9 protein-coding genes and 1 pseudogene are annotated in these 13,406 nt (G+C 75.8%); 5 read left to right on the top strand and 5 right to left on the bottom strand.

The features are described 5' to 3' along the window. The first annotated feature begins 38 nt into the window (after nt 1-38). The 4 genes from AC07A6_RS25090 to AC07A6_RS25075 all read left to right on the top strand — a co-directional run bounded on the left by AC07A6_RS25090 (nt 39) and on the right by AC07A6_RS25075 (nt 8,014). Nucleotides 39-398, top strand: coding sequence for a hypothetical protein (locus AC07A6_RS25090; RefSeq protein WP_478778597.1), 360 nt, complete (start codon nt 39-41; stop codon nt 396-398). 118 nt (nt 399-516) lie between these two features. Then, nucleotides 517-5,295, top strand: a complete 4,779-nt coding sequence (locus AC07A6_RS25085) for a hypothetical protein (protein ID WP_478778596.1) — start codon at nt 517-519, stop codon at nt 5,293-5,295. A gap of 139 nt (nt 5,296-5,434) precedes the next feature. After that, the gene (locus AC07A6_RS25080; RefSeq protein ID WP_478778595.1) at nt 5,435-5,998 is read left to right on the top strand and encodes a dihydrofolate reductase family protein; all 564 of its coding nucleotides are present in this window, start codon (nt 5,435-5,437) and stop codon (nt 5,996-5,998) included. A gap of 66 nt (nt 5,999-6,064) precedes the next feature. Continuing rightward, on the top strand, nt 6,065-8,014 hold the full coding sequence (locus AC07A6_RS25075; protein WP_478778594.1) for a hypothetical protein: 1,950 nt from the start codon (nt 6,065-6,067) through the stop codon (nt 8,012-8,014). Nucleotides 8,015-8,107: 93 nt separating this feature from the next. On the opposite strand, the gene AC07A6_RS25070 is transcribed toward AC07A6_RS25075, so the two are convergent. The 5 genes from AC07A6_RS25070 to AC07A6_RS25050 are packed head-to-tail and all read right to left on the bottom strand — an operon-like array spanning nt 8,108 to nt 11,532. Further along, nucleotides 8,108-9,019: a phosphotriesterase family protein gene (locus AC07A6_RS25070; protein WP_478778593.1), complete on the bottom strand. Its 912-nt coding sequence runs from the start codon at nt 9,017-9,019 to the stop codon at nt 8,108-8,110. After that, entirely contained in the window at nt 9,013-9,597 is a 585-nt protein-coding gene (locus tag AC07A6_RS25065; RefSeq protein WP_478778592.1) for a DUF4865 family protein, read from the bottom strand. Before AC07A6_RS25065 ends, AC07A6_RS25070 begins: the two co-directional genes overlap by 7 nt. A 14-nt stretch (nt 9,598-9,611) precedes the next feature. Continuing rightward, on the bottom strand, nt 9,612-10,001 hold the full coding sequence (locus tag AC07A6_RS25060; protein WP_362457090.1) for a (R)-mandelonitrile lyase: 390 nt from the start codon (nt 9,999-10,001) through the stop codon (nt 9,612-9,614). Between the two features lie 14 nt (nt 10,002-10,015). Next, on the bottom strand, nt 10,016-10,591 hold the full coding sequence (locus tag AC07A6_RS25055) for a TetR/AcrR family transcriptional regulator (protein ID WP_362457087.1): 576 nt from the start codon (nt 10,589-10,591) through the stop codon (nt 10,016-10,018). A 53-nt stretch (nt 10,592-10,644) separates the two neighbouring features. Beyond that, the gene (locus AC07A6_RS25050) at nt 10,645-11,532 is read right to left on the bottom strand and encodes a DUF2268 domain-containing putative Zn-dependent protease (protein WP_478778591.1); all 888 of its coding nucleotides are present in this window, start codon (nt 11,530-11,532) and stop codon (nt 10,645-10,647) included. Nucleotides 11,533-11,731: 199 nt separating this feature from the next. Between AC07A6_RS25050 and AC07A6_RS25045 the strand changes: the two are divergent. Beyond that, nucleotides 11,732-13,301, top strand: a pseudogene (locus tag AC07A6_RS25045) (FAD-dependent oxidoreductase). Nucleotides 13,302-13,406 lie beyond the last annotated feature (105 nt).

Here is a 13,406-nt window from a genome sequence, read left to right as displayed (position 1 = left end):
CCGCCCGGCTGTCACGCGGCGTCCGTATGATCGTCCGTGTGAACGAGCGGCAGTCGCGGGCGCCCGCGGGCGGCGTGGTCGGAGAGCTGATCGAGGCGTGGCTCGCCTTCGACCACCGGCTGCGCTCCGGGAGCGGCTTCGACGAGGAGGGCTACGGCCGGCTCAGGGCGGCCTTGCGCGCGTGCGCGCAGGCGTGGTCGGCCGACGCCGTGATCCCGCGGGCGGGTGCGAGCGTCCTGGTCGACGTGTTCCCCGCGACCGAGGCCAACGCCTCCCTGTACGCGGGGGAGACGGCCGACCGCGTCATGAACGCGGCGTACGCGCTCCACGAGTTGGTGGGCGACTGCGTCGTACCGCGCCGCCCGCATCACGCCGCGCCGGACGCCGGTCAGGCCTGACCGGACGGGGTTCGGAACGGCCGCGCGGCACCCCGGGACCCGCTCACGGACCACGTCGCCCCCGTCACCGAGTCCGGCAGCCGACGGGCCTGTCGGCGGGCCGTGCGACGATCCAGGCGTGATCGTTTCTCTGGAATCCCTGCTGCCGTCCGGTGGTGCGCACGCCTCGACGACCTACGCCGACTGGGTCGCCGCCCACGATCCGGGCGCGGCCCGGGTCGCGCGCGACCTGATCGAGTTCATGCGCACCGAGCTCGGCCGGTCCCACCACAAGCCCGGCGGTTTCGTGGACACGATGGCGTACCGGGCGCGGCAGCTGCCCCCGGCGCACCTGCCGTGGTTCTGGGACACGGTGGGCCACCGGCTGATCGGGTACGGGAGCCGGCCGGGCGGCCGGGCCTATGCCGCGGCGCGGACGGCCGAGGCGGAGCACGGACTTCCGGTGGATCCCGGCTACCGCCGGGCGAACGCACTGCTGTTCGCGGCGGGCGGGGCCATGCCGGCCAAGGAGTTCGGCGCCCACCAGCGCTTCCTGGCCGCGACGCTGGACCCGGCGGGCGCACACCTGGAGCTGGAGAAGTTCCTCACGGCCTGGGCCGGCTCGCGGGCGGACCTGCCGGCCGACCTGGTGCGGCGCGTCCGGGCCTCCGCCAAGGCCGCCGGGCACGGGGACGACGAGGTCGCGCGGATGACCGGCTCGATCCTGTCGGTCACCCGGAGGAAGTCCGTGCCGGACGCCCTGCTGGAAGCGGCGTGCGCGGTCCTGACGGCCCATCCGCCGGCGGACGCGGTGTCCGCCGGACTGGCGGAGGTGTTCCCGGAAGGGGCGACCGACGGCGGGGCGTGGCTGCGGCTGCTGGACGGCTGCGGCGCGGTGGCGGCGATGGCCGACGGGCGGATCGTGCCGGACGGCGGACTGCACCGCTGGGTCGGGCACTTCGTGCACATGTACCAGTACACCCGGGCCGGCGGTGGCGGCGTCACGCGGCAGCCGCTGCCCGGCGAATTCCTCGACCTGGCCGGCGTCCTGGGGCAGGCACTGCGGGCGGAGGGCAGCCCGGTGACGGCGCACACCACCCGGCACCACTACCAGGGCTTCGACGCGGACGTCCTGGACGCCCTGCTGGCGGCGGGGGTGGCGGTCGTCGACCCGGGGCCCGAGACGCGGATGCGGTTCTGGGGCGAGCGGTCCCGGCGCGACATGGCCGCACTGGCCGCCGACCCGGTGTTCGGCCCCCGGCTGGAGGGCACCGTGCACGAGCACCTGCTGCCGAACTGGCAGACGCGGGTCCGCCGGGCCGGGACGGCCATCACCCTGCTGCCGGGCAACGAGGGCATCGCCCAGGAGGTCGCGGCGCGCGTCGGCAAGCTGGTCGCCGCCGTCGGCGGCGGGGGCATGGCCGGGGCCGAGGAGTCCCTCGCCGAGCTGGAGACCCTGCTGGACCGCCCCACGGTGACGGCGCTCGGCGGGATCGCCGAGGCCCTGGACGGAGCGGGCGCGGCCGGCGCGCTGCGGCGTGCGCTCGCCGCCGGCCTGCCGGAGGAACTGGCCTGGCCCGAGCTGGAGTCGGTGTACGCCGGTTTCGCGTCGGCCGCGGCCCCCGGGCAGGCCGCAGGACCCCTGCCGGGCGTCGAGGGGGTCACCTCCACCTGGCCGGTGCTGACGGTCTTCGGCCGGGACCGGGCGGTGGCCGTCGCCCCGGACGGGGAGCGCGGCTCCTGCCGCTTCACGGTGCCCGAGGACGCGACCATGTTCGCCGTCCACTACGTCGGCGGCTCCTTCCTGGTCAGCTGGACCCTCGAACCGAACCCGTACTTCTGCGACACCGCCGTGTGGGCCGACCGGCCCGACGAGCCCTTCACCCCCGAGCAGCAGAGCGGGCTCGTACCGTTCGGCGGCAGCCTGGACGGGGCGTACGGCTTCCAGTTCGAGACCGCCGACGGGGGCGGGCGGCACTCCGGGCAGCGGGCCCTGCGCCCGGGCGGCCGCGAGGGCATCGACGGCGACGAGCTGCAGCTCGGCGACGGGACACGGATCTGGGTCAACGGCGTCTACAACGACCGGCCGTGGGAGCTGGCGGACCCCGCCTCCGGCGAGACCCGGGGCCCGGTGGCCCTGCCGGACTTCCCGGGCCGCCCCGCCGGCGCCGATCCCGCCGCCGATCCGGCCTCCGATCCCGCCGCCGAGCCGTCCGAGGCCGGGATGAGCGCGGCCAGGGAGGCCCTGCAGCTCGCGCCGCTGCCCGACGGCCTCACCGGCTCCCCCCTGGGCAGCCGGGACGGGCTGGTCGGCACCCGGATCCTGTTCCGCACGCGGCACCGCGGCCACGCACCCGACCACTACCTCGTGGAGAGCATCGACGGCCGCAGGGCCCTGTTCGACATCGACCGGGCCGGGCAGGAGCCGTGGGGCCTGTGGGCACCCCCGGAGGGAGCGGACCAGGACGTGGTGCTCGCCGAGGCGGAGACCCGGACGGGCGTGCGCGCGTACGCGGCGGACGGCGCCCTGCTGTGGGAGCTCGACGGGCACGCCTCGCCCCGGCACCCGCGGGTGAAGCCGGTCCGCAAGGCCACCGCCTCGGGCGGCGTCGCCCTGCCGCCCGCGTTCTGGTACCTGCTGCGGACCCGGGACGCGGCCGGGTCCCGGGCGCTGCGCGCCGTGGGCCGGGAGACGGCCGAGGCGCTGCTGGCGGCCGCCCGCACCGGAGCGGAGGCGCTGCGGGCCGCCGTGGCCCGGGAGTTGCCGGCCGTCACCGACCCGGTGCTGGCCGGGGCCGTGGCGGCCGTCGCCGAGCGGGCCCTGCGGGTGGAGGAGCGCCGGCTGGCCCTGCACCGCCGGGTGACCCTGCTCGCGCAGGCGCCGCCGGTCCTGCCGGGCCGGTGCGTGCCGGACGGCGAGCTGATGCCCGCGCTGTGCGGGCTGGTGTCGTACGGGGAGGAGGACGCGTGGCGGCGCACGGCGGACGTCGCTCTCGCCGCGACGCTGAGCGCACTGGCCGCCGACGGTGCCTGCCTGGCGGGGACCATCGGGGAAGAGGTGCGCCGGCTGTCGCCGCCGGCGCCGCCGCAGGACTGGTCGCAGCTGCTGGGCACGATCGACGCGGCGGCCTGGCGGGCGGCGGTGGCGCCGACCCCGGACGGGGAACGGGCCGCGCTGATCGCGCTGCTGGACACCTGGGCCGACCAGCCGTTCGCCCGGGCGGGCGGCCGCTGGTGGGCAGGCCGGGCGGCCGGTGAGGTCCTGGACGGGCTGCGTGCGGGCGGCACCACGGTGGTGTCCGCCCCGGTGCGGCCCGGGGGCTCGCAGTGCTGGTTCGTGGCGGCCGCCGCCGGGGACGGGGCGCACGACCCGGTGCCGGCGGCCGTTCCGGCGGCCCGGCCGGTCCGGGTGGAACGGGACGACGCCGCCCGGCTGCGGGCGCTGATCGCCGCCGTCGAGGAGCACGGCCCGCTCCCGGTACCGGAGTCGGCGGCCGCCCGGTTCGCCGCGCTGACCGGGGTGCGGCGGGCGGTGGCCCGGCTCGTGGTGGCCGGCCTGGCCGGCCGGTCCGACCGCGAGGAGCAGCGCTCCCTGGTGGGCAAGGCCCCGTACAAGGCGACGCCGATGACGGCGGAGGCGTACGAGGCGCTGCGCGCCCGGCTCGGCGGCGCGGGCCGCCGGGCCGTCCTGGCGGCGGCCCTGCCGGACGACCCGGCAGAGCTGTGGCGGCCCGGCGGGGCCGAGGCCGCGGTGGAGCGGATGGCCGGGGTGTGGCGGGAGCTCGTGGGCGTGCTGCCCGCCGTCCACGACGAGGCGGCGGACGCCCTGGAGGACGCGCTCGGGCTGTCCGAGGTGTGGGCGCGGCGGCTCGCCGGCGGGTACGGGGCGGCCGCGGACTCCACCGTGGAGGCGGTCGGCTGGGAGCTGGCGGCGACCCCGTACGGGATCGGGGTGGAGGTCCGCGCCGTCCCCCCGGCCGGGCCCGAACTGCCGTACCGCACCCCGGTGGGCCTCGACCTCGGGCAGGCCGCGAGCGCCCTGGTGTGGGCGTGGACGGACCGTCCCGCGGGCGATCCCGCGGTGGCCGGGGCGACGGCCCTGTACGAGCGGCTGCGGGCGGAGCTGGACCGGCCGGAACTGCTGCTGCCGCTGGGCGGCGGACGCGTCCAGGCGACCTCGGCGGCCATCGAGCAGCGGTTCGGCCCCGGACGGCTGCCGGTGGCGATGGACTCCCGCAAGGAGGAGGGGCCCGTCCCGGTGACCGCGTTCGACTCGGGACCGCTGGTGGTGTGCGCGCCCGGCGGCGCCTCCTTCCTGCGTCCGGCGGCCGTGGCCGACCCCGAGGTGTGGGAGCGGGTGCGGGAGCTCACCGACCTGACCGAGGAACTCGACCGGGCGGCACCGCTGCTGGCCGGCGGCGGCCTGGAGCGCATGATGCGCCGGGCCGGCTCCGGGGCGGTGCCGGCCGGGGCGTACGAAGCGGATCCGCGGCAGTCCTGCCCCGAGCTGGTGGCCCGGGTCGCGCAGCGGCTGGGCACGGGCGCCGACGCGGCCGCGCTGTACCTCCAGCTGGCGACGCTGGCGGCGCCCACCGACCGCAACGTACGCCGCTGGAACGGCTGGACGACCAGACGGCACGCCGAAGTCCGGACGGAACTGCTCGCCACGGGCACGGTGGTGGAGGCCAAGCGGGCACGAGCCGGCCGGACCCTGTTCCTGCCGGGGGAGTGGACGGAGCTCAAGTCGCCGCACCTGCCGCTGGAGACGGCCAAACTGGCCTCGCACGAGGTGCGCCCGCTCTGGGGGAACAGCATCCGCTCGCCGTTCGGCCGGGTGCTGCCGACGGCCCCGCTGCACGAGATGTTCGCCGCGGCGTGGGAGCGCCTGCACCCCGGAGGCGGTGACGCGCAGGCCTGACGTACGCGCCCGTCAGGGGCCGGAACCGGTCGGGAACCCGAGGGTTCCTCTGCGCGACCGTCCCGGCGGACATCGCCGCCGTGCGGGGTCCGCCGCGTCGGTCAGCACCATGGAGGCCGGCTCACGGAAGGCTGGCGTCATGCGGAAACTGACCTACGGCATGAACCTGAGCCTGGACGGCTACATCGCCGCGCCCGGCGGCGACATCGGCTGGAGCGTGCCGAGCGACGAGCTGTTCCAGTTCTGGTCCGACCAGCTGCCGGCGACCGGCCTGTCGCTGTACGGGCGCAAGCTGTGGCAGACGATGAGCTCGTACTGGCCGACCGCCGGCCGGCAGCCCGGGGTCACCCCGGCGGAGACCGAGTTCGCGCGCCGCTGGCGGGACATGCCGAAGGCGGTGTTCTCCTCGACGATCGGCGAAGTCGACTGGAACACCCGCCTGGTCACCGGTGACGCGGTCGCCGAGATCACCCGGCTCAAGGCCGGGGACGGCGGCCCGATGTACATCGGCGGCGCGACGCTCGCCGGGGCCGCCATGCGGGCCGGGCTGATCGACGAGTACGTGCTGGCCACCGCGCCGGTCCTGGTGGGCGGCGGCACGCCGTTCTTCACCGCGCTGGACAGCTGGGTGAACCTGAACCTGGTGGAGACGCGGACGTTTCCCTGCGGGGTGATTCTGACCAGGTACGAGACGAGGCGCTGAGCGCCCCGGCGGAACTCCGCGGGGGCCGGGTCGCCCCTTCCCCGAGGCGGCGGGCATCATGACCGGGTGTCCAACCGAGAGCCTCTCCACGCATTCCTCCCGCGCACCGGACTCACCGTCGTCGAGGACGTGCGCCCCGGCAGCCTCTTCCCGCCGGAGGCCGCCTGGCGCATCGCGCACGGGACCGCGGCGCCCGACGGCGCCGCCCGCACAGCGCTCGACGCCGCGTGGTGGCGCCGCCTCGCGGATGACGACGGCGAGTTCCTGGTGGCCGTACTCGGACACCGGATCGGCGGCAACGACTCCTGGTGGACCCGGGTCCGCTCCGCCGGCGGCGGTGTGCCCCGGCTGACCGGCGACCCCGGGTTCGTGGCGCTCTCCCTCGACGGGCAGGTGCTCCTGGCGGAGGTGCCCGGCGCGGACGGGCCCCGGGTGACGGCCCTCGACCGGCTGCCGGACCGGCTGGAGGAGGCCGCCGAGGCCGCCGGACGCGAGACGCGGGCCGAGCGCGCCGAGGTGTGGGCAGCGGTGCCCGGCCGGCCCGCGTGGCCCTTGCACTGGGCGGAGTGGATCGGGTCCAACCCGGCCGCACCGGACGAACTGCTGATCCGGCTGCTGGACGTGGAGGCGGGCTTCCTGCACGGGTGCGACCGTCCGGCCGTCCTCGACGCCGCCGTCGTGCACCCCGATCCGTGGGTGCGGTCCACACCCGCCGACACCTTCCGCCCCAAGCTCACCTCCGACCAGTGGGTCCGTCTGGTCCGCGCCGAGCCGTCGGCGGCGCGACGCGTCCTGTGTGCCGAGCGCGCCCGCGTCTGGGGCGCCGAACTCCCCGACGACCTGTACGACGAGCTCCTCGCCGGCCCCTCCCGTGCCACGGCCGCCGAACTCCCAGGGGTCCCCGCCCGCCACCTCCCGGACCTCGCGGCCGACGCCGACCCCCGGGTGCGGGCCGCCGCCTGCGCCCGGTGGGAGGAACTCGCCGCGCCGCTGCGGGACCGGCTGCTGGCCGACCCCGACGACCTGGTGCGCACGGAGGCGCTGCTCGCCCACCACACCGGCATCCCCATGCCCCGTGAGGTCTACGCGGCGCTGCCCGAGCCCCGGCGCGCGCTCGAAGCGTGCCGGCTGGAACCCGGGCTGGAGGCGGACCTCACCCGGGACGGGACCGCCGAGGAACGCCGTACGCTGGCCGCCAACCCGCAACTCGGCCCACTCGGCGTCGCAGTCCTGGCGGAGGACCCCGAGGAGGACGTCCGCTCGGAGGTGGCACTGCGGCCCGACCTCGACGAGGAGCAGCGCGCTGCGGTCCGGCACGCCTTCGACCCGGCCCTGCTGTCGTACAGCCTGCCCTGGGTCGAGCGCCTGCACGGCGACGCCGACGCGATGCGCCGCCTCGCCGTGTCCTCCCATCCGCGGGTCCGCCGGAGCGTGGCCCGTGCCCGGCACCTTCCACCGGACGTCGTGGAGCGCCTGGCCCGGGACGAAGACAAGCCGGTTCGCCTGTTCCTCGCCGAATCCTGCGACGACGCGCCGGCCGAGCTGCTGCTGGAGGTCTGGCGCTGGTGGGCCGGCAGCTTCAGCCACCCCGACCGCCCCCGCAGCCACCCCAACTTCCCCCGTACCGGCCTGCTGCGCCACATCGGCGACCCCGCGGGCCGGATGCGGCGCCTGGCCCTGGACGATCCGCGGTCCACGCCCGCCGACGTCGCCCGTCTCGCCCGCGACCCGGAAGCCGAGGTGCGCCGCCGCGCGGCCGAGGACCCCCGGCTGTCACCGGCCGACGCGGTGCGGCTGCTGAACGACCCGGAGTGCGCCGTGCGCGCGAGCGCGGTACGCAATCCGCGGCTGCCGGCCCGCGTCCTCGCCGGGCTGCTGCACGACCGCGACACGGCGGGCACGGCGGTCACGAACCCGGCGATCCCGGTCCCCGTCCTCCAGCGCCTCCTGGACGCGGCCGCGCAAGCCGTGGCCGCCCGGCGCGCAACTCCGCCACCCGACGGCACGGCGGTGTGAGGGGCCCGAAGCCGCCGTACAGGTGGAGGAGGCCCGTGCTCCGGCCGCGCTGCTGCGGGCCGGGCCGCGGGGGCACCGGATCCGGCACCGGGTTCAGGGCCAGTCGACGGCGAACGCGCGCCCGGGGTTCCGCGTGAGGAGCTGGTCCACCAGCTCCTCGCCCAGGGCGGCCGCCAGCCGGGGCCGTACCCGGCGCAGCAGGTACGGCATGCCCGGGCCGCCGTCGACCGACCGGGCCCCGGAGACGACGGTGTCCCCGCCGAGCAGCAGCCGGTGCCCGAAGCCCGCGTCGGCCAGCGCCCGCACCGCGTCGGGCATCCGCCAGTCCGTGGCGTGATGGGCGAGTGAGGGCCCGTCGAAGGCCAGGTAGCAGCCCGCCTCCGCGGCCTGGCGCTGCACCACCCCGTCGGGGGAGCGGTTGAGGTGCCCGAGGACCACCCGGTGGGGCGGGACCTCCAGCTCGTCGCACAGCAGGTCGAGTACGTCGAGTGCGCCCGTGCCGTGCTCCAGGTGGACGGCTATGGCCGCGCCGGTCTCGTGGTGGGCCTCGGCCGCGGCGGCCATCGTCCAGTGCGCGTGCGCGTCGAGGGCGTGGAAGCCGCCCGCGACCTTGATGAGCCCGGCGCGGACGCCCGATGCGCCGATGCCCGTGGTCAGTTCGCGGACGAAGACGTCGGCGAGACGGCCGCGCAACGCGTCGAGGAACTCCGGGTCGTAGTGGGCGGCCTGGTGCAGCCCGGTCGCGCACACCACGTGCACCCCGGCCGCGCGGGACAGGGGCGGCAGGTCCGCGGTCCGCCGTCCCATGCCGTACGGAGTCCACTGGATCACGCTCGCACCGCCCGCGGCGCGGAACGCGACCAGTTCGGAGCGTGCGGCCGGGACGTCGTCCAGTTCCCGGCCCGGGAGCTTCGGGCTGCGGAGGAAGAGGTGGTCGTGGGCGTCGCACACGCCGAGGTCATCGGGGTGCACGTCGCCGAGGACCGTGCGGACGCGGCCTACCACTGCCGGCCGCGCGGCAGTACGTGCCTCCCGGGCGCCGAGACGTGCAGCACCTCGAAGACGTCGCCCGGGGCTTCCGGCGCGTGGTGGTCCCAGAGCGAGAAGTGGACCAGCTCCCAGCGGTGCGAGTCGACGGCGGACGCGGCGAGCACGGCGCCTTCCTGCGAGGCGAGCCGCCCCGCTTCGCGCACCGCGTCCTCCATGAACCCGGACAGCACCACGCCCTCCGGGACCCGCTGCCGCCGGCGCACCGCGGCGACGGCGGGGGAGCCGGCCGCGGCGCCCTCCTCGTAGGCCAGGCCCGTCCACTGCCGCACGGCGGGCCGCCCGAAGTCGTCGACGGGCCCCTGGAAGGCGCCTCCCCACAGGAAGGCGTTCATCCCCTCCATGGTGTTCCAGAGGTAGAACGGCGCGTACTGGTTCACCGGCGAACCGTGCACCCCGCGCTCGCGCATCAGGTACGTCTTGAAGCCGAGGCCCTCCCAGTCGTCGAGGGCGTGCCCGAGGCGGGAGACGCGGTCGCGGATGATGCCCATGTCGTAGCCGGCGGGCAGGGTCATCTCGTACTGCATGGCGTGCACGGTGAGCTCCGTTCTCAAGCGGGGTAGTGGTCCACGTGTTCGTGCCACTCGACGGTCGAGCCGTCCGCGGCCGCCTCCACGACGGCGAGATGCGTCATGAAGGTGCCGGGGGCGGCGCCGTGCCAGTGCCGTTCGCCGGGCTCGATCCACACGGTGTCGCCCGCCCGGATCGCCGTGACGTCACCGCCCTCGCGCTGGACCAGCCCCTCGCCCTCCAGGACGTGCAGGACCTGGCCGTGCGGATGGCGGTGCCAGGCGGTGTGCGCGCCCGGGGCGAAGTGCACGTTGAACATCCGCAGCCGGGACGGTGACGGCGGGGCGGCCATCTCGTCCAGCCACACCGTGCCCGTGAAGTGCTCCGCCGGGCCCTGCAGGGTGTCGGGCCGCTTCGTCGTGATGTGCATGGGAGAACAACTCCTCAGGATGCCGGTCGAAGGAGGGAGAGCAGACCGCGTACCCCCGAGTCGAAGGCCGCGGGCGAGCCCGACGCGCGGGCCAGGACGTAGCCGCCCTGCACGGTGGCGAGGACCGTCGCGGCGATCTCCCGCGGGTCGAGGGACCGGGCGAACTGGCCCTGCTCCCGGCCCTCTTCGACGATGCGGGCGAGCTGCTCGCGCAGCCAGGCGATCGTCTCGTCCACCGGCGCCCGCAGGTCCTCGTTCACGACCACGTCCGGGTCCATCGTCAGACGGCCCACGGGGCAGCCGCGCAGCACGTCGCGTTCGCGCTCCAGATAGGCCCGGATCCGCTCGTACGGCGTCCCGGGCCCGTCCAGCGCGCGCTGCGCGGAGGCGCGCAGCTCCTCGCAGGTGCGGCGGATCGCGGCCAGCGCGAGGTCGGGTTTGCCCTGGAAGTGGTGGTACATGCTGCCCTGGCCCACGCCCGCGCGCTCCAGGATCGCCTTGGGGCTGGTGCCCACGTAGCCGCGTTCCCACAGCAGTTCGCGGGTGGACTCGATCAGTCGGTCCCGAGTGCTCATGCGAGCACTGTACATACTAGTAGTTACAGAAGTCGAGCAGCCGGTACGGCCCGACGCCCGCGCCGGAGTCACATGCCGGTCCGTACGCCCGCGTTCGCGAGGATGTCGCGGGCGGGCAGGGCGGTGCTCTGTGCCGCGGTGAGCCCGGAGGCCGCGAGGTGGGCGTCGACGATGCGCAGGCCGGCCGCGTATCCGGCGGCATCGGGCAGCCCGACGGGTTCGCAGCCCATGCGCCGGGCGGTGGCGTCGCCGTACACGTACGGGGGCAGGTTCCACATCCCGGCCACGTCGATCGCCGCGGTGACCTCGGCCTGCACCCGCTCCAGTTCCCGGCCGGACAGCCTCGTCGCCCAGGGCCCCATCGCGTCCTCGCCGGCCAGCTCGCGGACGAACGCCTCGGCCAGCCCCTCGGCCACCACCTGCTCGCCGACCGTGACGGTGGCCGGGTCCCAGACCACGTTGGCGTAGCGCACGTTGTGGTGGAGCTCGTGCGCGGCGGCGTATCCGATCTTGGCGAGGCTGGTCCCGGTGGGCCACATCGTCAACTGGATCGCCCCCGGTATGCCGCCCATTCCGAAGTAGCCCCCGTTGCGGACCGTCAGCAGCTCGTCGTCCGGGTCGCCCAGCGCGAGGACGACGTGCACGGTCTCGGCGGCCTCGATCCCGGGCGCCGCCGCGCTCAGCCGCCGCCACGCCGCGGCGAGGCAGTCCTCGATCCGGCTCCACACCCGGGCGTCCTGCATCTGCCGCAGGGCCGTCAGGTAGCGCGCATCCTCCACGTCGATCCGGAAGCCGCTGCCGGACTGGTGCATCCGGACCACGTCCAGGTCGCCGATCGCGGACATGGCGCTCTGCAGCGGGCCGAGCATCTCGCGCAGGGCGTCGGGCCGTTCCTCCAGCGGGCGCTGCAGGAGATCGAGCATGGCGGACGCCGTGTCATGAACGATGATCTTCATGACACGGGACGGTAGGGCCTCCCCCTACGTGAGGATCAAGCCGAACGCTGCCGGTCGTCCGCCGAACGCTGCCAGTCGTCCGCCGGTTGCCTGTCGGTGGGCTGTCAGTGCTGTCGGTGGGCTGTCGGAGGGGGCTGACACCGTTCGAGAGGTCCTGCCGGACGACCGTCCGGCTCGGAGTTCGAAGAGGGGATTCCCCGTGCATGACGTGGTGATCGTGGGAGCCGGTCCGGTGGGCCTGGCCCTGGCGTGCGAGCTCGGCCTCGCCGGCTGTTCCGTACTGGTGCTCGAAAGGGAGCCGGGGCCCGGCTCCCCGTTACGTACGGCCCCGCTCGGGAGGCGCGGGCTGTCCGCCGCGTCGGTGGAGGCGTTCTACCGGCGCGGGTTGATGGAACCGCTGCTGGCGGCCTCGGGGGACCAAGAGGTGTTCGGCGCGGCCCCCGGAGCGGGCGAGCCGGCCCGCCCCCGGATCGTCGGCCACTTCGCCGGCATGATGCTCGACGGGGACCAGGTCGACGTCGCCGCCCTCCCGTTCCGGCTTCCCGGACCGGCGCCCGAAGCCGTGCTGACGGACCTCGAAGCGGTCGAGACGGTGCTGTCCGGGCAGGCGTCCAAGCTCGGCGTGGAGATCAGGCGCGGCGTCACGGTCTCGGCCGTCTCCCAGAACGCGCAGAGCGTGGTCGCACGAGCCGGCGCGGACGCGTACGAGGCGCGCTGGCTGGTCGGCTGCGACGGCGGACGCAGTACGGTGCGCAGGCTCGCGGACTTCGAGTTCGTCGGCACCGAGCCGCAGTTCACCGGCTACACCATGCAAGCCGCCCTCACCGACCCCGAGCTGCTGCGCCCCGGGTTCCACCTGACGCCGACCGGCATGTACCTCCGGATGCCCGTCGGCGGGCACATCGCCATGATGGACTTCGACGGCGGTGCGTTCGACCGTTCACAGCCGCTGACCCGCGACCACCTCCAGGCGGTCCTGCGCCGCGTGTCCGGCATCGACGTGACGATCGCAGAGGTCCGCATCGCCTCCAGCTTCACCGACCGGGCGATGCAGACGACGTCCTACCGGCGGGGACGCGTCCTGCTCGCGGGCGACGCCGCCCACATCCACTCCCCCCTCGGCGGCCAGGGGCTGAACACCGGCATCGGTGACGCCGTGAACCTGGGATGGAAGCTCGCGGCGACCGTGCACGGGTACGCGCCGGACGGGCTCCTCGACACCTACGCCGACGAGCGCCATCCGATCGGTGCGGCGGTGCTCGACTGGTCGCGCGCCCAGGTGGCGACCATGAGGCCGGAACCGTACGCCCAGGCGATCCAGGCGGTGGTCCGCGAACTCTATCGGGACCCGGGACGGAGCGACCTACGTGTTCGAGAGGCTGTCGGGGGCGTGGATCCGGTACGACCTCGGCAGCGGGCACCCGCTGGTCGGCCGCAGCGCCCCCGACTTCCGCTTCGAGGACGGCAGCCGCCTCGGCGACCTCATGGAGGACGGACGGGGTGTCGTGCTCGACTTCAGCACCGACCGGCGCCTGCGCGCCTCCGTGACCGGCTGGGAGGACCGGATACGGTACGCGGCCGGGAGGGCGGCGAACGACCTCGGGCTGGGGGCCGTGCTGGTGCGGCCGGACGGCGTGGTCGCCTGGGCCGGCGACCGCCACCCTGACCGCGAAGGGCTCGGGGAGGCCGTCCACCGCTGGTTCGGCGCCCCGGCCCCAGCCGGCCTCCCCGACGGGGCCCGCCCCGGCCCCGCACCGGTTCCGTCCTGAGGCCGCGCGGCCGGCCCCGGGGGGGGGGGGGGGGGGGGGGGGGGGGGGGGGGGGGGGAGGGGCGGGGGGGGGGGGGGGGGGGGGGGGGAGAGAAAGAGAGAAAAA

Source organism: Streptomyces sp. NPDC044002, assembly GCF_056434525.1.
This window is presented reverse-complemented; position numbering and strand designations above follow the sequence as displayed.